18 protein-coding genes are annotated in these 19,279 nt (G+C 52.1%); 12 read left to right on the top strand and 6 right to left on the bottom strand.

Annotated features, from left to right (window positions below):
* Window positions 1-113 precede the first annotated feature (113 nt).
* From rfbB to J3P94_RS08960, 5 genes are all read left to right on the top strand, one after another.
* Entirely contained in the window at window positions 114-1,196 is a 1,083-nt protein-coding gene (rfbB, locus tag J3P94_RS08980; RefSeq protein WP_434572769.1) for a dTDP-glucose 4,6-dehydratase, read from the top strand.
* Window positions 1,193-2,089, top strand: a complete 897-nt coding sequence (gene rfbA, locus J3P94_RS08975) for a glucose-1-phosphate thymidylyltransferase RfbA (RefSeq protein WP_434574140.1) — start codon at window positions 1,193-1,195, stop codon at window positions 2,087-2,089. Before rfbB ends, rfbA begins: the two co-directional genes overlap by 4 nt.
* A complete protein-coding gene (gene rfbD, locus J3P94_RS08970; RefSeq protein ID WP_434572767.1) occupies window positions 2,086-2,979 on the top strand; it encodes a dTDP-4-dehydrorhamnose reductase in 894 nt (297 codons plus the stop codon). Before rfbA ends, rfbD begins: the two co-directional genes overlap by 4 nt.
* Before the next feature lie 205 nt (window positions 2,980-3,184).
* Window positions 3,185-4,549 carry an ethanolamine permease gene (gene eat, locus J3P94_RS08965; protein ID WP_434572766.1) on the top strand — a complete coding sequence of 455 codons (1,365 nt, stop codon included), beginning with the start codon at window positions 3,185-3,187 and terminating at the stop codon, window positions 4,547-4,549.
* Between the two features lie 118 nt (window positions 4,550-4,667).
* Window positions 4,668-4,835: a DUF2897 family protein gene (locus tag J3P94_RS08960; RefSeq protein ID WP_003183831.1), complete on the top strand. Its 168-nt coding sequence runs from the start codon at window positions 4,668-4,670 to the stop codon at window positions 4,833-4,835.
* A gap of 160 nt (window positions 4,836-4,995) precedes the next feature.
* On the opposite strand, the gene J3P94_RS08955 is transcribed toward J3P94_RS08960, so the two are convergent.
* The 4 genes from J3P94_RS08955 to J3P94_RS08940 all read right to left on the bottom strand — a co-directional run bounded on the left by J3P94_RS08955 (window position 4,996) and on the right by J3P94_RS08940 (window position 9,454).
* Window positions 4,996-5,847 carry an urea carboxylase-associated family protein gene (locus J3P94_RS08955; protein WP_434572765.1) on the bottom strand — a complete coding sequence of 284 codons (852 nt, stop codon included), beginning with the start codon at window positions 5,845-5,847 and terminating at the stop codon, window positions 4,996-4,998.
* A gap of 183 nt (window positions 5,848-6,030) precedes the next feature.
* Window positions 6,031-7,032 carry an MraY family glycosyltransferase gene (locus tag J3P94_RS08950; protein ID WP_434574139.1) on the bottom strand — a complete coding sequence of 334 codons (1,002 nt, stop codon included), beginning with the start codon at window positions 7,030-7,032 and terminating at the stop codon, window positions 6,031-6,033.
* 218 nt (window positions 7,033-7,250) lie between these two features.
* Window positions 7,251-7,586 (bottom strand): ComEA family DNA-binding protein, encoded by a 336-nt coding sequence (locus tag J3P94_RS08945; RefSeq protein WP_434572763.1) that lies wholly within the window; start codon window positions 7,584-7,586, stop codon window positions 7,251-7,253.
* Between the two features lie 224 nt (window positions 7,587-7,810).
* The gene (locus tag J3P94_RS08940) at window positions 7,811-9,454 is read right to left on the bottom strand and encodes a hypothetical protein (RefSeq protein ID WP_434572761.1); all 1,644 of its coding nucleotides are present in this window, start codon (window positions 9,452-9,454) and stop codon (window positions 7,811-7,813) included.
* A gap of 537 nt (window positions 9,455-9,991) precedes the next feature.
* Here J3P94_RS08940 and J3P94_RS08935 point away from each other — a divergent pair.
* The 7 genes from J3P94_RS08935 to rffA all read left to right on the top strand — a co-directional run bounded on the left by J3P94_RS08935 (window position 9,992) and on the right by rffA (window position 15,820).
* Complete coding sequence (locus J3P94_RS08935; RefSeq protein WP_434572760.1) at window positions 9,992-10,942, top strand: glycosyltransferase family 2 protein; 951 nt, start codon at window positions 9,992-9,994, stop codon at window positions 10,940-10,942.
* 3 nt (window positions 10,943-10,945) lie between these two features.
* Window positions 10,946-11,842 (top strand): DapH/DapD/GlmU-related protein, encoded by an 897-nt coding sequence (locus J3P94_RS08930; protein ID WP_434572758.1) that lies wholly within the window; start codon window positions 10,946-10,948, stop codon window positions 11,840-11,842.
* Complete coding sequence (locus J3P94_RS08925) at window positions 11,839-12,468, top strand: hypothetical protein (protein WP_434572757.1); 630 nt, start codon at window positions 11,839-11,841, stop codon at window positions 12,466-12,468. Before J3P94_RS08930 ends, J3P94_RS08925 begins: the two co-directional genes overlap by 4 nt.
* A 106-nt stretch (window positions 12,469-12,574) precedes the next feature.
* Window positions 12,575-12,811 (top strand): acyl carrier protein, encoded by a 237-nt coding sequence (locus tag J3P94_RS08920; RefSeq protein ID WP_434572755.1) that lies wholly within the window; start codon window positions 12,575-12,577, stop codon window positions 12,809-12,811.
* A 121-nt stretch (window positions 12,812-12,932) separates the two neighbouring features.
* Window positions 12,933-13,889 (top strand): lysylphosphatidylglycerol synthase transmembrane domain-containing protein, encoded by a 957-nt coding sequence (locus J3P94_RS08915; protein WP_434572753.1) that lies wholly within the window; start codon window positions 12,933-12,935, stop codon window positions 13,887-13,889.
* Between the two features lie 24 nt (window positions 13,890-13,913).
* A complete protein-coding gene (locus J3P94_RS08910; protein WP_434572751.1) occupies window positions 13,914-14,684 on the top strand; it encodes a class I SAM-dependent methyltransferase in 771 nt (256 codons plus the stop codon).
* Window positions 14,681-15,820, top strand: coding sequence for a dTDP-4-amino-4,6-dideoxygalactose transaminase (rffA, locus tag J3P94_RS08905; RefSeq protein WP_434572749.1), 1,140 nt, complete (start codon window positions 14,681-14,683; stop codon window positions 15,818-15,820). Before J3P94_RS08910 ends, rffA begins: the two co-directional genes overlap by 4 nt.
* Before the next feature lie 144 nt (window positions 15,821-15,964).
* Here the strand turns inward: rffA and J3P94_RS08900 are convergent, their stop codons facing one another.
* Together J3P94_RS08900 and J3P94_RS08895 are read right to left on the bottom strand one after the other, a co-directional pair.
* Entirely contained in the window at window positions 15,965-17,959 is a 1,995-nt protein-coding gene (locus tag J3P94_RS08900) for a polysaccharide biosynthesis protein (protein ID WP_434572747.1), read from the bottom strand.
* A 114-nt stretch (window positions 17,960-18,073) separates the two neighbouring features.
* Window positions 18,074-19,252 carry a DegT/DnrJ/EryC1/StrS family aminotransferase gene (locus J3P94_RS08895; protein WP_434572746.1) on the bottom strand — a complete coding sequence of 393 codons (1,179 nt, stop codon included), beginning with the start codon at window positions 19,250-19,252 and terminating at the stop codon, window positions 18,074-18,076.
* Window positions 19,253-19,279 lie beyond the last annotated feature (27 nt).

Raw genomic sequence — 19,279 nt, 5'->3', positions numbered from 1 at the left:
GACTAGGCTCTACAAATCCCGAATCGGGCCGACACTTCTATTGCGCTACCCGACTCATGCCGACAAGCTACGGTTCATGCGTCATCGACTTACTGGGAAAAGGCTGGACTCATATGCGTATCCTCATCACCGGCGGTGCCGGTTTCATAGGCTCTGCCCTGATTCGCGAGCTGATCGAGCACTCTGATCATGAAGCCCTCAACCTGGACAAACTGACTTACGCTGGTAACCTCGAATCGCTTGTCAGCGTTGCCAGCAACAGTCGCTACGAATTCGTGCAGGCCGATATCGTTGACCAGGCGACCGTCAGCGCGGTCCTGGCGCGTTTCCAACCCCAAGCGATCATGCATCTCGCCGCGGAATCCCATGTCGACCGATCCATTGACGGGCCATCGGATTTCATCCAGACCAACATCGTCGGCACCTACAGCCTGCTCGAGGCCACCCGCGCCTATTGGCAAAGCCTTGCCGAGCCGGAGAAAAGTGCCTTCCGCTTCCATCACATCTCGACCGACGAGGTCTATGGCGACCTGCACGGCGTTGACGATCTGTTCACGGAAACCACTCCCTACGCCCCGAGTTCGCCCTACTCCGCCAGCAAGGCAGCGTCCGATCATCTGGTCCGCGCCTGGCATCGCACCTATGGCCTTCCGGTGCTGCTGACCAATTGTTCAAACAACTATGGACCGTTCCACTTCCCGGAGAAGCTCATTCCTCTTGTCATCCTCAACGCCTTGGCTGGCAAGCCTCTGCCGGTATATGGCAACGGCCTGCAGGTGCGTGACTGGTTATTTGTCGAGGATCACGCTCGGGCGTTACTCAAAGTGGTCACCACGGGCAAGGTCGGCGAAACCTACAACATTGGCGGGCACAACGAGCAAAAGAACATCGACGTGGTTCGGGGCATCTGCCAGTTGCTGGAAGAGCTCGCACCGCAAAAGCCTGAGGGCATCGCTCACTTTGCCGACCTGATCACCTTCGTCCAGGACCGTCCGGGTCATGATCAGCGATACGCCATCGACGCCGGGAAAATCGAGCAGGAACTGGGCTGGGTACCGCAAGAAACATTCGAGTCCGGCCTGCGGAAAACGGTCAAATGGTATTTGGAGAACCTCGAATGGTGCCGTCGCGTTCAAGACGGCAGTTATCAAGGCGAACGCCTTGGATTCATCAATAAAAAGGAGCTGCTCGCATAATGAAAGGCATTGTATTGGCGGGTGGCTCGGGCACGCGTTTGCATCCCATCACTCTTGGCGTATCGAAACAGCTGTTGCCGGTTTATGACAAACCGATGATCTATTACCCGATATCGGTATTGATGTTGGCTGGCATCAGGGAAATATTGGTTATTTCCACTCCTCAGGATTTGCCGCAATACCGGAATCTACTGCAGGACGGCAGTCAGTTCGGGGTCAAGTTCAGCTATGCGATCCAACCGTCACCGGATGGCCTGGCCCAGGCCTTTCTGATTGGCGAAGAGTTCATCGGCACGGATCCGGTGTGCCTGATTCTTGGCGACAATATCTTCCATGGGGCGTACTTCGGCGCACAGCTGCAACGGGCAGCCGAACGTCCCTCTGGCGCGACAGTGTTCGGTTATTGGGTAAAAGACCCGGAGCGCTTCGGAGTGATCGATTTCGACAGCAATGGCTGTGCCTTGTCGATTGAGGAAAAACCTCAGAAGCCAAAGTCCAACTACGCGGTTACCGGCTTGTATTTCTACGACAACGACGTGATCGACATTGCCAAGGCAGTCAAGCCCTCGCCACGTGGTGAGCTGGAAATCACTGACATCAACAATGCCTATCTTCAGCGTGGTGATTTGCAGGTAGAGCGCTTCGGTCGCGGCTTCGCCTGGCTCGACACCGGGACTCATGACAGCCTCCTCGATGCCTCGCAATACGTGCAGACCATCGAACATCGCCAGGGACTGAAAGTGGCCTGTCTCGAAGAGATCGCTTATCACAATGGCTGGATCAGCCGCGAACAGCTGCTTGAGCGCGCCCGTTATTTCGGCAAGATCGGCTACGGTCAATACCTCGCCCAAGTAGCGGGAGAGGAGAGCAACTCCGTCGGTCTGCGGCCATGAAAGTGCTTATCTGCGGCCAACATGGCCAGGTATCCCGTGAGCTGCAGCGGCGGCTGCGCAACGTCGGGGAATTGATCGTCTTGGGGCGCGACCAACTCGACCTGGCACAGCCGCAGTTGATCCGCCAAACGGTCCGAAACCTCCATCCGGACCTGATCATCAACGCTGCCGGACACACAGGCGTCGACCAGGCGGAAAGCGAGCCAGAGGCAGCCTTCGCGCTGAATGCCGTAGCGCCCGGCGTCTTGGCGGAGGAAGCGTTTGCGCTCGATATACCGCTGATTCACTACTCCACTGACTATGTATTTGACGGCAATAAAACCGAGCCTTACAACGAAGATGACGCACCCAATCCGCTCGGCGTTTACGGCAAGAGCAAACTGGCAGGTGAGCAAGCCGTTTCTGTGGTCAACGGTAAGCACCTGATTCTTCGAACCAGCTGGGTGTATTCGTCCTATGGACGCAATTTTCTACTGACCATGCAGCGGCTTCTTCAGGAAAAATCCGAGTTGCGAGTCGTGGATGACCAGATAGGCGCCCCAACGTGGACGGGCTCAATTGCTGCCAGCACCCTAGCGCTTATCGAAGGGTGGCAACGCGGAACAGCGAAATGGGGGACCTATCACCTGACCGCTCAAGGCCAGGTATCCTGGTTCGGGTTCGCCCAGGCTATCGGCGATACGTTGCAACAACAGGGCAAACCTTGCGCAACTTTGCTGCCTATTTCCTCCAGTGAGTATCCAGCGGCAGCGGTACGTCCGCTTAATTCAAGACTTGATTGCAGCCGGTTGGAGCGTGATTGGGGAATCAGCCAGCCCCACTGGAAAGCGGCGCTGCTTGAATGCCTTGATGACCAGACCGAGCTATTCTCGAAGGGCGCCCGTTTATAAGAGCCAGTGGTGCCACGAGTCTGCACGAGATAACGGCAAGCCGTGGCGCCAGGGCGCTGAACTGGGGCACCGAATACCACAATTCGGTGTGGAACATCCCCGATACGACCTGATTCGACCCATTACGACCGCGATTGCCTTACTGGCACGCCCACTGCACTGCCCTCTCCCCAGCGCTTTTGCTATTTATCGAGGGGAGCCACCGATGAACACACAACTCAAACCCACCCTGGGCACCCTGCATTTATGGGGCATCGCCGTTGGCCTGGTGATTTCCGGTGAGTATTTCGGCTGGAGTTACGGTTGGGGAGTCGCCGGAACGCTGGGCTTTCTGGTGACGTCATTCATGGTCGCGGCCATGTACACCTGCTTCATCTTCAGTTTCACCGAGCTGACCACCGCCATTCCCCACGCTGGCGGCCCGTTCGCCTACAGCCGTCGAGCCTTTGGCGAAAAAGGCGGCTTGATCGCCGGCCTGGCAACCCTGATCGAATTTGTCTTCGCACCACCGGCCATTGCCTTGGCCATCGGCGCCTACCTGAATGTGCAATTCCCGGCGCTCGACCCGAAACACGCCGCCGTGGGCGCCTACATCGTGTTCATGGGCCTGAACATCCTCGGAGTGAAACTGGCCGCGACCTTCGAGCTGATCGTCTGCGTACTTGCCGTCGCCGAGTTGCTGGTCTTCATGGGCGTGGTCGCGCCTGCGTTCAGTTTCAGTAGCTTCGCCTTGAACGGCTGGGCCGGTTCCGACGTATTCGGCGCCCCGGCCATCGCCGGAATGTTCGCCGCGATTCCCTTCGCGATCTGGTTCTTCCTCGCCATCGAAGGCGCGGCCATGGCCGCTGAAGAAGCCAAGGATCCGAAACGCACGATCCCCAAGGCCTACATCAGCGGCATCCTGACGTTGGTGTTCCTGGCCATGGGCGTGATGTTCTTCGCCGGTGGCGTCGGTGACTGGCGCACCCTGTCAAACATCAACGATCCCCTGCCGCAAGCCATGAAAACCGTGGTCGGTGAAAGCTCCGGCTGGTTGCACATGCTGGTGTGGATCGGCCTGTTCGGCCTGGTAGCCAGCTTCCACGGCATCATCCTCGGCTACTCACGCCAGTTTTTCGCCCTGGCCCGCGCCGGCTACCTCCCCTCTTCCCTGGCCAAACTGTCACGCTTCCAGACGCCGCACCGGGCCATCATCGCCGGCGGCCTGATCGGCATCGCGGCAATCTACAGCGACGGCCTGATCAACCTCGGCGGCATGACCCTGACCGCGGCGATGATTACCATGGCCGTGTTCGGCGCAATCGTCATGTACATCATGAGCATGCTCAGCCTGTTCAAACTGCGCAAAACCGAACCGAATCTCGAACGCACGTTCCGCGCCCCCGGCTATCCGATCGTACCGGGGATCGCCCTGGCACTGGCGATGGTATGCCTGGTGGCGATGGCCTGGTTCAACACGCTGATCGGGCTGATCTTCCTGGGGTTCATGGCGGTGGGTTTCGTGTATTTCGTGATGACTGCCCAACTGCGCGCAGATGCGCCGGCCGATGCGATGCTGACCGGGCTATAAGGTGGCCGCGGCATAACCGGCGTAGTATGGAACCACTGCGAACAGTCTTCGCTCATAAGTGGTAGGGGCAATGGCCAGCGAATACTCGTCTGGCCATTGCCCACTCAAGGAGAACCCTATGCCCTGGTATGCCTGGTTAATCCTGATCGTCGCCATCGGCTCGATCGTTGGGGGCCTGATGATGCTGCGTGACACCGCCAACAAAGTGGAACTGACGGATGAGCAACGTAAACGTGTTGCCGAGCGTAATGCGGAAATGGATGCGAAAGAAGCCAAGGATCGCTGATTCACACCGCTTTCGTGGCGAGGGAGCTTGCTCCCGCTGGGGCGCGAAGCGGCCCTGAAAACCTGCTGGCAAGGCGCGTGAGGCTAATCGAGTTCCGGGCCTTCGGGGCCGCTGCGCAGCCCAGCGGGAGCAAGCTCCCTCGCCACAGAGGCAGCCGCAGTTACTTCTCCCAATCCGCCTTGGCAATATGCAACCCATGCAGACCCTTGTAAGCCGCCCGCTCCGGCTGACTCCAGCCCTGCAGCAACGACTCCTCCAACCGATAGATCTCCACCCCCAGCGGACGACAAACGCTTAAAGGATCCTGGGCATCCGGCCCCCACATCGCCAACGACAGGTCGCCCCCAGGACAGGTCGATAACGCGCACAACAAATCAATCTCTGCGAAGAACTCCAGGTAATCACCCTTCTGCGCCGGACAGGCCTTCATGAAATACATGTCGTCATGATTCAGCCCGGTGCATTGGAAAATATTCAACACATCGTGTACATCGAACTCGGTCAAACCATGAGGCAACACCGCCCGGGTCAGATTCGAGTGACAATGGTGGTGGAAATCCTCACCGGTCAGCATCTTGTTCACGTAAGGATCACACCGCGTCCCCAGCAAATCATGCAGGCGCCCGCCGTGCTCGTCGATGCCGTAGCCAGCCAGGCTGTCATCCGTGATCGTTACCAGAGGACGTAGAAACGGCAAGTTCGACCACAACCGATCGTGGGTGCTGATATGAGCGCCCTGAAGTTGCCGAGTACGCGCAGCCCACAGGCGCTCCCGCGGATCATGGGCATTCCAGACGTTGAAGTCCCCCACCTGTGGCCCCACTGGCGTGGTGACGCGAAACACATGCCCGGCCGGCACATGCCAAGCGCGACCGGTACGGATCGGCACTTCGAACTGTTCGATCAACGTGCGCTTGCCCTGCTCGGCGCGGATGCGCTCGTAGAAGGGTTTGTCTACTTGCAAAGCTGAGCCTTTGCTGGGTTGGTAGGCGGCTGGGTAGTTTTTGTGCATGTCATCTCCCAATCAGTGGTGTGTGGCGAAAAGCGTCAGCACCTGAATCAAAGCCTTTGTGCTTGTGTATCGCCATAGGCAGGGTTCTTTCATAAACACCGTAACACTTGTATCGACCATTTAAGCTAACATCCCTCCTATTAAGGGGCTTTTATAAGAAGCCGCTTAAACTAAGTTTTTGTGCTAAGAAGCCTCCATTGCCCCTGCTCGAAATCTAAAAGCCAGAAACAACAAAGGCAAGTACGCTATTAACAAGCCGATAACTCCTTCCAGCTTTTCATCCACTACCAGAAATGCAATCGGCAGCAACCAACAAACGTTAAGTATTCCCGTTGCCAATGTCACAGGCAGATGACGCCCATAGTACCGTGAAGCGGATTGATAGGCATGACTCCGATGAGCTTCGTAGATTTTCTCCCCCCGCAGAAAACGACGAATCAGCGTCAGGGTCGCATCTACAATGAATACGCCGAGCAGGATTAGCCACGCGAAGAAAAAATCGGACGATATCCATGCGGCCTGTAGTACAAAAATTCCGAATATAATTCCTAAAAAGCCACTTCCCGCATCCCCCATGAATATTCTAGCGGGTGGATAGTTCCAGTATAAAAATCCCAAAACAGAACAGGCAAGCAACAGCGGTCCATATATTTGGGTTTCCTCTCCCTTTACCCAATATAGGAAAGCGGCGCTAGCGCAAACAGATACCGCCTCGATAGCCGCGATACCGTCAATCCCATCCATGAAATTATAAAGATTTAGCATGTAGACCAAAAATATCGCTGATAGGAGATAACCGAAAGCCCCTAATTCAATTACCCAATTAAAAAAAGAAAGAGGGGCAAGACCACCGACCCAATACAAAACCCAGATGGACGCAAGAAAATGGCCTAAAAGTCGCCATCGCACAGCAATATGAACATGATCATCCCAAAAACCATTGATAGCTACAAATACCCCAGCGCCAAGTAGCGCAGCAAGTTGAGCCGCCGGAAGCATATTAAAATAAAACAAGGTTAAACTAGCAGCGGAAAAGCTAAAGACAATGGCAACACCTCCCCCTCTGGGAGTTGGAGCCGTATGAGAGCTACGTAAGTTTGGTAAATCGATGACACCGTGGGCTAATGCATACCGACTGAGGAGCCACGTCAGCACGAAAGAAAAAAAAGCGATAAAAGGGAACATTAACCAAAGCACTAAAAACTCCTCGATGTTGCTCCGATAAAACTCTAATAGTAATAGTAGAGTTTTTTTGCTGTTGCGGGGCACAATGCGCTCATGGAACGGCGTCTTATCACCTACCGTTCATCAGAGCTCTATAATATACAACGCCTTTTATCTTAACTTTTAGGCTAAGTGTGCAAAAGGCCGGTCACATCACCGGCCTCTTTCACTGCATCAGATCAATTGGCTTCCAGCCTGTCACGGTTCCTGTCGAGAATTGCCTTTCCGATCCCCTTAACCTCCAGTAATTCCTCTACCGTAGAGAAAGGCCCATTACCCTCCCTATACGCAACAATCGCCTCAGCTTTACTCTTGCCGATCCCTGCCAACTCGCGTTGCAGCGTAGCAGCATCCGCCCCGTTCAAGTCCACCTTGGTGCTTTGCGTTTGGGCCGGCTGTGCAACAGCTTGTGGTGCAGCCGCTGCGCCAGGCTCGACCGCTGGCGCCGCGACAGCAGCAATCGAGGCGCCGGTGAGCAAAGCGAAAATCAGAGAGTAGAAATAGCCTGTACGCATTAGTGACGCTCCATGACATCGTTAAGAGAGAAGCAGCTTTTCCGAAGCTGCTTCTTAACCTTAGGTGACGTGGACGGGTTGTCAAAAATCAGAATGTTACAGGAAGCGTAATACCGATCATGATAATAAGGCTGATTAGCTTCCGCACGACTGGTATTAGAATAAACTTTATCCACCCGTCTCGGTTTAACATTCAGCAGGAGGGGTCAGACAGGGATGCCTGATCACATTTTGCTGAAATTGACACAACAATAGCCCATTTCCCCCGTCTGCTGCGCCTGCCGAAATTCGTTTGGCACCCATTCGCAACGTGTGATCAGCCCCGGACTGTTCAACCCTTTGAGAAATGGGAGCAGCCTGCCATTTGTCAGGTCACCACCGTATCCAAACTCGGTTACGTACAGCACGTGGATCGGTTTCTTATCCTGTACGAAAGCAAAATAAGTCATGTGATCCACCACGACGCTCTCGGTGGACTTCGCGGGTATTTCGCACGATGCTCCCAGCTTCCTGATTGAGTTCAAGTGAGATTGAACCCCAAACACTGGTATAGATAATGGCTGTCCGGGCAAACTGGACTGAGCAGAAGAGGTATTACGCATAATGCTGGGGGTCACAAGCGCAAGTGATGTCATCATCGATGCTATCGAAAGCAACAGCAACAACGAATAGGCGACCAGCGTAGGGGGGTTATTTTTCTTAACTCCACGCTGGGATTGCATCAGAAGCGCGGTAATGATGATGGTTACTGGAACAAACTGAGAGCCAGCATAAAAATTCTGAATATTGTAAAAAAATGCGTTACCGACATTCGCTCCGACCAATAACAAGGCTAGCAGGACAGTTCCAGTCACTTGGCGGCGAATCAACTGCAACAGAAATATTGAAACAGCCAAAAAATGGAGACTCGCCACGAATACAAACAAGAAATAATAAATGGCCCAATTGAGGTATGGCAACGCTGCAAAACTACCGGACAACGGAGGCAGCCAGCCCGATTGATAAGCCTCGTTAAATGTAACGTGCGTCAGTAGCCGTTCAGGAAAACTTACCAGATTGTTGAACGCAGCGCTGACAAACTCATTAGGTGCGGAAAAAAGCGTCCCTGGCAACAACGTATTAGCGCCAAGCATTAACTTTATGCTCGGCGCATCCTGGCAACTCCCCAGCGCATTGAAATAAAGGAACACTTGAACACATGACCCCAAGACGAATAGGATCAAGCCATAGCGAATCACTTTATGGTAGGACGCTGTGGCCAACCAGGCCGCCACCAGCGCGAATGGCGTGTAGAACATGCTTTTTGGGTGAGCGTAGAATAGAAAAGATAACAGCAGTGCCACCCCAGCAGCTACGCTCATTTGACCCCTCGCGGATTTTGGCTTGCTCGAGAAAAGTGCCGTGAGGCAAAGCATCAGTATCGCCAATATCAACAACTGCTCCGGACGCGACAAAACCCAAAGAAAGGGCAAAATACCTAATGATCCTACTGCGACAAAACCGGCAAAACGTTGTAGAGCCACGCCCGAATCCCGCGTCTGAGCCCAACACCAATAAGCGAGCAAAACAAACCAGATCAACGATAAAACGATACCGCTCACTCTCAAGCCCAAAGGCCCCAAATCAGCATATAAGGCGGATAGCAACATACCGATCGGATAGAATATCCAGAAAACTGCTCGTCCTGTGGTGGCTTTGCACTGCGGAAAAAGAGTTACTGCATCTCCGCTCTCCAGAAAGAGCCGGGCAATCCTAAACTTCGTCACCACCTCATCGGAGTAAATCGGAAGAAACACACCACTCAAGAGCAACCCGAAGAACAAAACCAAAACAATTATAGGTATTTTTTTTATTACCACATCTCTCATCACATCACATCCAATCTAATCAAAAATCACCACCACATTTTTGTAACGGTTCTCTATTCGCCACTCATAATAACTCACTCCTAGCATCCAACCTACGCTGTGACCACAAAGACCTGTCGGCACGTCATATTCACCAGGCAATGCAATACTCCTAAGAAAATCGAAAAAAATCAGATTGCTTGGAAACGTATATCAACCGTTTATTAATGGCGGATTCCAGCTTCCTGGAAGGCGCGATGAGTGCTGGTGCACGGAAAATGGCCGCGTCCGCTCTTGCGAAACGCAACGAAACGCGGTCCATCAGGCCATGCCAAAGGCGTGCAACCACGGATAAGCATTAAAGGGCACGTGCGTGTCAGCCATAACTGCCAGCCGCCGTGACACCGTCCCCACCTTAGCTTAAAATTCGACCCTTTAGGCGGGGCAACCTGTCAGCATGCTTCGCCCGGTGTGTAGCGTACATCTGTTGAAGAACCAGGCAGGACGCTTCAGCAGCAAGCGCCAGCGTACATACCAATGGTCAGGATGAGGCTCAAGGTGATCGACAGAACCGTTTCAGTTAGCTTGGTTGTACCCGTTTATAGAAGCGCAAGCACGCTCCCGGAATTCTACGCGCGTGCACGGACGGTCTTGGATCAACTCTGCGATGACTGGGAAATTGTTCTGGTTGATGATGCGAGCCCTGATCAGACGTGGTTTGCTGCTCTGGCACTTCATGAACAAGACCCCAGGGTCAAAGCTGTTCGCTTCGCGAAGAACAAGGGGCAACAACACGCAACACTTTGCGGCATCAGCTATGCCTGCAAACGCTATGTCGTCACAATCGACGATGACCTGCAATGCTTCCCCGAGGACCTGCCTCTGTTCATCGAACAGCTCCAAGCCGGCAAGCATGTCGTCATCGGAAAAATTCCAATGACTGAAAAACGACACAGCGCCTGGCGCAATCTGGCGTCTTCCCTCAACCAGAAACTGGTCAGTAAAATCATGGGCAAACCGACCGGTTTTGGCCTATCCAGTTATAGGGCCATGAGTCAACTGGTGGCAAAACAGCTCGCCAAATATCAGGGCTCTCATCCGCACATCGCCGCGATGCTGTTTAATTCAGTGCCAGTCAGCATGATGGCGAATGTGACAATCCGCCATGCGTCACGAGCCGATGGCGGGCCCAGCACTTATACCTTGGGCAAGATGTTCAAGACGCTTTCGTTCCTGGTTATCAATTACTCGCTCCTGCCGCTACGCTACGTAGTGATCTGGGGTTTCATGGTCAGCGCATCGAGCATTCTGTTTGCCGTTTTCATTCTGCTGCGCACCCTTCTGACCGACCATATTGTGCCCGGCTGGGCTTCCCTCGCGATCCTGGTATCGTTTCTGGCTGGCAATATCCTTCTGGCACTGGGAGTCCAGGGAGAGTATCTCGGCAGACTGGTCGAGAATGCCACCCATCTTAGTCAGTTCCCCATCATCGAAGAGCATATAGAGTAAACAATGACATCCGCCTACCGCGTCGTGGATTTTTTCCCTGTCGAACACATCTTAAACAGTGGCGTCTTTGAACATCTCGACGAAACGGACGCTCGAACTCCTGGGGCATTGGTGTACTGTCAGAACATCTACTATTTACACAAAGCATTGGCCACCTCAAATGTCGCTTGCATTCTCTGCCCGGAAAATTTAAAGAACGAAGTATTAGCGACAGAAAAGACAATTGTATTCTGTGCCAACCCTCGCGCTGCGTTTTTTCAACTTTACAATCGCCTCGGTAACGAGACTACTCGCGCCGGAGCAAACGCACCGAGCATTGGTCAAAACTGCATAATTCACCCGAGCGCTGTTATTTCGCCACTAGCCAAATTGGGCAACAATATCGAAATTTCGGCAAACGTGGTCATTGAGGGCCCTGTAGAGATTGGAGATAACGTCTACATCGGCTCGAACGCAGTGATAGGCGCTGAAGGTCTCATCACACTACGCAACGACGACGGCACGCTGTTAACGGTGAAGCATCAAGGTGGCGTACGCATTGGATCAGGCTGCCAGATACTCGCTGGCGCAGTGATTGCGCGGTCTTTGTTTCAGCAACCCACGACCGTCAGTAATAATTGTCAAATTGGTATCATGACGAACATCGGTCATGGTGCTGCGATTGGCGAAAATTGTGTGGTTTCTGGCAATACTGTCGTTGCAGGACGGACTCGACTGGGAACAGGTGTATGGGTCGGAGCCTCCTGCTCCATTGCGCAGGGACTCGTGATCGGCGATGCAGTTGAGATAAAAATGGGGGCGGTTGTGATTGGCGATATCGCATCTGGGAGTGTCGTATCGGGCAACTTTGCGCTCAACCACAGGGCAAATATGACGGCACATATCAGGAAGCTGAAATGAGGCATTCTAATGCCCTTTCATTGGGATTCAAGGGCGAGCGCACCTACATACACGGTACGGATATGCTCAACGCCACGATGCAGTCCATTGGCAACCACATACCCTACGCACAGATCGAGAAGCTGGACTTCAAGATCAGTACAATGACCAATCAGATGCTCACTTGCCATTGGTGGCCAAAGTCCGCCCCTCAGACCCTGGAGGGAAAAACTACCGCATCCTTCACCGTTCAGATCGATGGCGTTGAGTATGAAGGTAAATTGATTCAAGCTGATGAATACGCTGAAACGCGACGCGCTTATGACGAGCTGCCGGTTCTGAATCAATGTGTTTACGCCTCTGCGGACCGATCAGTTAGCCTGAGGGATATGCCAGAAAATTTCACCCAAATCGAGGTGCTTGTAGCCATGAACAAGGCGCTGCTCTTGAAAGAACTGAGCATACCTGGCAGCAGTCAGTGGGTGTTTTGTCGCTGGGAAAGCAGCGAATGGCCGCTGAGCGAAAATCTAAGCGGGGTTCAACTGACGCTTGAGCAAACGCTGGGCACCCGATTGACGCGCAGCAGCGTCAAGCTTAACGCGGAGCATATTGGCACGATATACTTCAGCGCCCTTGACGTCGAATAGTCTATCGACCAGCGCCTCATGCCGACCTCGCCCGCCATCATCAGGGCATTGGTCCCAGCGGACGTGTCGATCAGGTAAGATCAAATTCAACAAAGAGATATTAAACATGTCTGAAACAAAAGTAATAATCAGAGACATCATTTCCAAAGCTGAAGTTGGCGCTGATGCCTCGACGCTGCGTGACAACATCTACCTGACCGATCAAGGCATCGATTCCATGGACATATTTACCATTATGCTAGCTGTTCAGGATCACTATGGGATTCAGATCCCTGACCAAGATATCGAAAGTCTACGCACTATTGACGACTTGGCAGAGTATGTAATTAAACTGCAACAATAACGGTCTGGCCATGTAAGGGAGCAAAAGACCGTCTACTCCCTTACACTGCGCTCAACCGTGACAGGGTCGACTCTACCTGTTTTCAACACCGCACAACGCACCCTGAACAGTTGAGCTCCGCATGCGTTTAATGTTTATCAAATTCTTTATCGCCCTATTGATTTCTTTGTTCCTGATAAAGACATTTAACCTAGACCTGGCGGCACTCACTGGCGAAATAAAGGCTTGGCACTACCTAGCGCTAGCTGTTGCCATTCCGCTCACTTTAAGCTCTTTTTTCTCCGTCAGCCGCTGGCAAGTCTTCTTGCGTCTCAACTCAATCAATGAGACGTTAACGAGCCTATGGAAAATAAGCCTGACTTCTCAGTTCCAAGGATTGATTTTTCCATCCTCGCAGGGGGGTGATGCTTTTCGAATGTTCCACATCGAACGCCGTCATCCCGATAAGCGAGGGAAGGCAGGCAGTACTGTAATAATAGAGCGAATGATTGGGTTACTGGTGTTATGTATTCTGACTCTCTCAGCTCTGCCGTTTTTGCCAGCATCAGGCAACTACGTCTTGCTCACCACCATTGTCGGCATCATCACTAGCTTAGCAGTCGGCGTTCAGCTCCTACTGACGAGCAAAAAAATCCACGCCCTTTACAGCAAACTTATTATTAAAAACTCAGTTATTTCTAGCGTGATGAGATACATAGAAAAACTCCACGCGAGCACCGCAAACTTCCCTTACCGAAAGGCACTTTCATCGTCGTTGCCCTATATATTCTGTTATCAAATCTCGCTGATAATGGTTGTATATCTCGTTTTCCGTGCCTTTGGCTACGACATTCCCTTCGCTCAACATTTCGCCCTCTACCCTGTCATCGCTATCCTGACCATGGTCCCAATAACTATAGGTGGTTTCGGTGTTCGCGAAGGTTTTTTTGTATATTTTTATGGCCTGCTCGACGTGCCTGCTAATATAGCCGTCGGCGCCTCTATCGCAAATTACACCATTATGGTACTGATCCCTGCCGCCTTCGGCGGCGTTATCTACTTTTGGGACACCGTTCAAGAAAGTCGCCTGAAAAGGTAGATATCAATATTTAGGGCCCCATCAATGAATGCAGACCGCACCCCGTTTCCCAAATCCGCTTTTGAGACTCTAGCCAAGGCTGAGGCACGCCATTGGTGGTTTCGGGCTCGTAACCGATTGATCTTATGGGTAATAAAATCTCGCATTGGTAGTATCCATAATTTTTTGGAAATCGGTTGTGGCACCGGCTTTGTATTGGAAGGCATTCAACGGGAATATCCTAAGGCAATAGTGTCTGGTACCGAGTTCTATGATGAAGGCCTTACGCATGCACGCCGACGTCTGCCCAACGCAAATTTTGAGCAGCTGGACGCACGCCTCATGACCGATAGAGAGCGATTTGATGCAATAGGTGCCTTTGACGTCATCGAGCATATCGAAGAAGATGAATTGGTATTGACCAATCTGACTCGCGCTCTGCATAAAGATGGTCATTTGCTGTTGACCGTTCCCCAGCACAAGTGGCTTTGGTCCGCCGCTGATGAGCGTGCCTGCCATGTGCGCCGCTACTCACGCCGCGAGTTAATAGATAAAGTTGAACGCGCCGGCCTCCAGATTGAGTACATCACGTCTTTTGTCAGTCTACTTGTCCCGTTGATGTGGCTGGCACGGCAACGCCCGGGCCAGAAAGAAGCTGAGCGAAACAGCGAATTTAACATCTCTGACCGAACCAATCGCATCTTAGAGTTTTTGATGAAATTGGAGCTTAACCTTCTAAAAGCAGGCGTTAGGCCCACCTTCGGCGGCTCACTCTTGCTGCTGGCTAAAAAAAGACAAACCGGAGGCACTCAGTGAGCGAAAATAAAATACCTTTCAATCGCCCTTACATGACGGGAAAGGAACTCGACTACATCGCAGAAGCCAAGCTCCTCAATAAACTTGCAGGTGATGGCCCCTTCACCCGACGTTGTCATCAATGGCTCGAAGAGCACAGCTGCAGCGAAAAGGTACTCCTGACCCACTCGTGCACGGCGGCCCTGGAAATGTCAGCTCTATTGCTCGACATTCAGCCCGGGGATGAAATCATCATGCCGTCTTATACATTCGTTTCCACTGCCAACGCCTTTGTATTACGGGGTGGAATACCCGTATTCGTTGACATCAGGCAAGACACCCTCAATTTGGACGAGAGACTGATTGAGGCTGCGATCACCTCTCGCACCAAGGCTATCGTTCCGGTTCACTACGCTGGCGTTGCATGCGAGATGGACACGATAATGGAGATTGCCCGCCGATACGGCCTCTACGTCGTCGAAGATGCTGCGCAAGGAGTCATGGCGTCGTATAAAGGAAGAGCTTTGGGGAGCATAGGTGACTTGGGTGCCTATAGCTTTCATGAGACCAAAAACGTGATTTCCGGGGAAGGCGGCGCGCTGTTAGTTAATGACTCGGCAATGTCATTGCGTGCCGAAATCATTCGAGAAAAAGGTACTGACCGAAGCCGATTCTTCAGAGGCGAAGTTGATAAATACACTTGGCAGGAGGTTGGTTCCTCTTACCTGCCAGGAGAACTGACCGCCGCGTTTCTTTGGGCACAGTTGGACGAGGCCGACTCAATTACACAAAAGCGCATCAGCATCTGGAACCGCTATCATCAGTCGCTCGAACAATTGGAAATGACAGGTGCGATACGTCGGCCGTTTATCCCAACCAATTGCACGCATAACGCCCACATGTATTATGTTCTGCTAACCCCTGATGCCGACCGTCAACGGGTGCTGGATAAACTCAAGTTCGATAACGTCATTTCGGTATTCCATTACGTGCCATTGCACTCCTCACCGGCAGGGCTGCGTTATGGTCGTACACATGGGGAGATGGCGAATACAGATGTCCTGTCGGAACGATTGATTCGCTTACCGCTTTGGGTGGGGCTGACAGAAGAACAGCAGGCGAGCATTGTAGCCTCGCTAGGGCGCGCCGTTTCCTAAATACGGAACGGGCTATGCGATGCTGCCGGGAGGGCCCCAGCAAGGCGGCCGCAAAGGGTTGATCAAGAGACAAGCAACAACCCTAAGAGCGGCAATGTTATCTCCACTATCGTTCCAGTACGTCGGCCAACAGCCTTGCGCCCTTCAGGGTTCAAGGCGTCGCTGCAGGTATATCCAATCGACAATTTCATCATTAGGAACATAACCACTGACGGTATCGCGAAGGAGCTGGCGCACCCTCGCGTAGTCATCTTGCTCCACCGCGACCAACAACTCGCCCAAGATGATTTTGAGCGAATCCCAAGTAAGATGATCCTCATGGGCACTCATAATCATTGGGTGCTGAGTAGCGACCACGTTATCTCCAATCAACAACTCTTCATATAGCTTTTCACCGGGACGCAGTCCTGTAAACTTGATTGCTATATCTCCGTTGACATTTTTCTCTGAACGCACCGTCAACCCGGATAAATGAATCATTTTTTCAGCAAGCTCAACAATTTTTACGGGCTCGCCCATATCCAAAACGAAAACATCCCCGCCCTTCCCCATGGAGCCAGCCTGTATGACCAACTGTGCAGCTTCAGGAATAGTCATGAAATAACGGGTAATCTTTGGATGAGTTACGGTAATCGGTCCACCGGATTTTATCTGTTTATGGAACAATGGAATTACCGAACCTGACGAACCCAAGACATTACCAAAACGAACCATGGTGAAGCGCGTCTTGTTAACATGAGAAACATTATTGTTGTCATTAAATAGGACCGGAGCCAATTCACGACTCAAAGCCTGCAGCGTCATTTCAGATAGGCGCTTTGTACTACCCATGATATTAGTAGGACGGACTGCCTTATCAGTGGAAATTAATACAAAGTTGGAAACAGCAGATTTTAATGCAGCCTGCGCAGTATTAAGAGTACCAATAACGTTATTCAGTATTCCTTCAGCTATATTATGCTCAACCATAGGGACATGCTTATAGGCTGCCGCATGATATACCGTGTCTACATCCCATGCTTTCATCACGTCCAGAAGTTTATGTTCATTACGGACGGAGCCCAGAATTGGCAAGACGCGTACCGACAGCGACTCGCGGGATACCCGTTGTTCCAATTCGGTAAAAACACTATATAAATTAAATTCGCTGTGTTCATACAACAAAAGAGTAGTTGGATGCAACGAAAGAATTTGGCGACACAGCTCCGAGCCAATGGACCCGCCGGCACCGGTAACCATTACAGATTGATTACGAATACAATGCTCGAGCAAGTCAGCTTGAGCGGGGACTGAATCGCGTCCTAACAGATCAGCGATGTCCACCTCTTGAATATCGTCAACTTTGACTCGACCGCTGGCCAAATCCATAAAACCTGGGACACTACGAACATGAAGGGGAAACCCCTCCAAAAAACCAAGTATCTCGCGACGGCGGCTACGCGTAGCAGAGGGTATTGCTAAAAGGATTTCCTGCGCGCCGGTTTCCTCGATCATTCGTTGTATGTGCTTTGGCTTATAAACTTGTAGTCCAGAAATAATCCTATCTGCAATACTACCGTCATCGTCAATAAAGGCGACGGGGCGCATGGCACGCCCCATTCGCAGGGCCGCCACTAGTTGATTCCCTGCGGCGCCGGCGCCAAAGACTGCGACTCTTGGCAGCCCATCGTCTCGATTAGCAAAGGGCACATGCTGTGCAGCCGTAAACCAATCGCCCAGAAAATACTGCCGCATCGCCAGTCGCAATCCACCAACCATTATCAGACTCAGCCACCAATAATTAAATATGATGGAACGCGGCACTAAATTCTGATGATTACTGTACCAATATACAATGACGCCCAATATCAGCGACGACAAACTGACCGCTTTAATAATCGCAATAAGCGCGTCATTCCCAAAGTAACGCATTACTGCACGATACATACCAAAGCGTATAAACAAGGGGATCGCAACGATCGGCGCGCTTAAAAAAAGCCAAGTATGAACGATAAGTGGATTGATCATATCATCAATACCAAGGCGGACCAAAAAGGCAATCCATAATGCCGTCCATACCAAGACAATATCCGCAGACACCTGAATGAGTCGCTTATGACGACGTGGTAGTCCAAGCAAAAGACCGCGCAACTTATCCATAACTCCGTCGTTTACCACAAACCGCTCCCCTATCGATAGCCTGCGGCGGGTACGCCTCCTGGCAACCCGCCACCTCATGAAAACTCTACAAGTGTAGTTTAGATGCGTCCTTCTCTAGGCCTTGGCAGCCCCGAGGAGAACGCTTCTGATTACCTCACAGGTTTTGTCAATTTCAGCATTAGTAAGTGTCGGATGCACCAAAAACATAAGGCTCGTCTCGCCCAGTTCCTTAGCTACCGCTAACCGTACCTCCGGCCTCCAACTCGTATTGTCAAACGCCTTCTCAAGATAGACCTCGGAACAGGAGCCAGAGTAACAAGGCACCCCCTTAGCGATAATTTCAGAAATGATACGATCACGACTCCAGTCGGGCTTCAGCTGCTGCGTTTCGACGAAAACATAACATTTGTAAGCCGCGTGAACACAATCGTCCTGAACCACAGGCACGCGCAGTGCCTTCAGCTCCCGGGAACATGACCATATACGCTCAGCATGGCTGATCCGGCAATCGTGCCAATTAGCCATCCGGCGAAGTTGGATACGGCCAACGACCCCTTGCATCTCCAACATCCGCCAATTCGTGCCAAAGCTCTCATGCAGCCAACGGAAGCCCGGTTTATGCTCGCGCTCGTAAATTGCCTCCCAGCTCTTACCGTGATCCTTGAAAGACCACATCTCCGACCAAAGGCTTCGATCATTTGTCGTGACCATGCCTCCTTCACCGCCCGTGGTCATGATTTTGTCCTGGCAGAAGGACCAGGCACCTATGTGACCTATAGAACCGACCGGACGGCCCCGATATTTGGCTCCATGTGCCTGGGCGCAATCTTCAATCACTTTTATGCCATGGCTATTTGCCAGCGCCATTATTGGGTCCATATCACATGGCCACCCGGCAAGATGCACACAGATAATTCCTCGAGTGCGAGGAGTCAGCACTCGTTGGATCGTTTCTGCGGTTATATTCTGCGAATCCCGATCCACATCAGCAAAAACAGGAATCGCACCGGCATTAACGACGCTGGATACCGAGGCGAGGAAGGTCCGCGGCGTAACGATAACCTCATCCCCAGGACCAATACGCAGAGCTCTGAGAGCAAGGTCAAGAGCAACAGTACCGTTAGCGAGAGCGACCGCATAATCCGTCCCAGCCCAAGCGGCGAACTCCTTCTCAAATTCGCGGCACTCCTGCCCGGTCCAATAATTGACTTTATTGGAAAGCATTACGTCTCGAACGGCATCGGCCTCTTCCTGGGTATACGAAGGCCAAGGAGAAAATGGGGTATTCAACACGTTTTTACCTGCTATCCATAATTAATA

Origin of the sequence: Pseudomonas sp. Z3-8, assembly GCF_051131975.1 — a bacterium.
Classification (GTDB): domain Bacteria; phylum Pseudomonadota; class Gammaproteobacteria; order Pseudomonadales; family Pseudomonadaceae; genus Aquipseudomonas.
Note: the sequence above shows the minus strand (reverse complement) of the source record. Positions and strands in the feature narration are given on the sequence as shown.

What these genes read in the sequence shown, in the direction of transcription:
- J3P94_RS08940 (WP_434572761.1), bottom strand. Translation starts at nt 9,454, where the DNA reads ATGAGAGATGTGGTAATAAAAAAAATACCTATAATTGTTTTGGTTTTG.
- J3P94_RS08900 (WP_434572747.1), bottom strand. Translation starts at nt 17,959, where the DNA reads ATGGATAAGTTGCGCGGTCTTTTGCTTGGACTACCACGTCGTCATAAG.
- eat (WP_434572766.1), top strand. Translation starts at nt 3,185, where the DNA reads ATGAACACACAACTCAAACCCACCCTGGGCACCCTGCATTTATGGGGC.
- J3P94_RS08955 (WP_434572765.1), bottom strand. Translation starts at nt 5,847, where the DNA reads ATGCACAAAAACTACCCAGCCGCCTACCAACCCAGCAAAGGCTCAGCT.
- J3P94_RS08950 (WP_434574139.1), bottom strand. Translation starts at nt 7,032, where the DNA reads ATGTTCCCTTTTATCGCTTTTTTTTCTTTCGTGCTGACGTGGCTCCTC.
- J3P94_RS08960 (WP_003183831.1), top strand. Translation starts at nt 4,668, where the DNA reads ATGCCCTGGTATGCCTGGTTAATCCTGATCGTCGCCATCGGCTCGATC.
- rfbB (WP_434572769.1), top strand. Translation starts at nt 114, where the DNA reads ATGCGTATCCTCATCACCGGCGGTGCCGGTTTCATAGGCTCTGCCCTG.
- J3P94_RS08930 (WP_434572758.1), top strand. Translation starts at nt 10,946, where the DNA reads ATGACATCCGCCTACCGCGTCGTGGATTTTTTCCCTGTCGAACACATC.
- rfbD (WP_434572767.1), top strand. Translation starts at nt 2,086, where the DNA reads ATGAAAGTGCTTATCTGCGGCCAACATGGCCAGGTATCCCGTGAGCTG.
- J3P94_RS08915 (WP_434572753.1), top strand. Translation starts at nt 12,933, where the DNA reads ATGCGTTTAATGTTTATCAAATTCTTTATCGCCCTATTGATTTCTTTG.
- J3P94_RS08925 (WP_434572757.1), top strand. Translation starts at nt 11,839, where the DNA reads ATGAGGCATTCTAATGCCCTTTCATTGGGATTCAAGGGCGAGCGCACC.
- J3P94_RS08920 (WP_434572755.1), top strand. Translation starts at nt 12,575, where the DNA reads ATGTCTGAAACAAAAGTAATAATCAGAGACATCATTTCCAAAGCTGAA.
- J3P94_RS08910 (WP_434572751.1), top strand. Translation starts at nt 13,914, where the DNA reads ATGAATGCAGACCGCACCCCGTTTCCCAAATCCGCTTTTGAGACTCTA.
- J3P94_RS08945 (WP_434572763.1), bottom strand. Translation starts at nt 7,586, where the DNA reads ATGCGTACAGGCTATTTCTACTCTCTGATTTTCGCTTTGCTCACCGGC.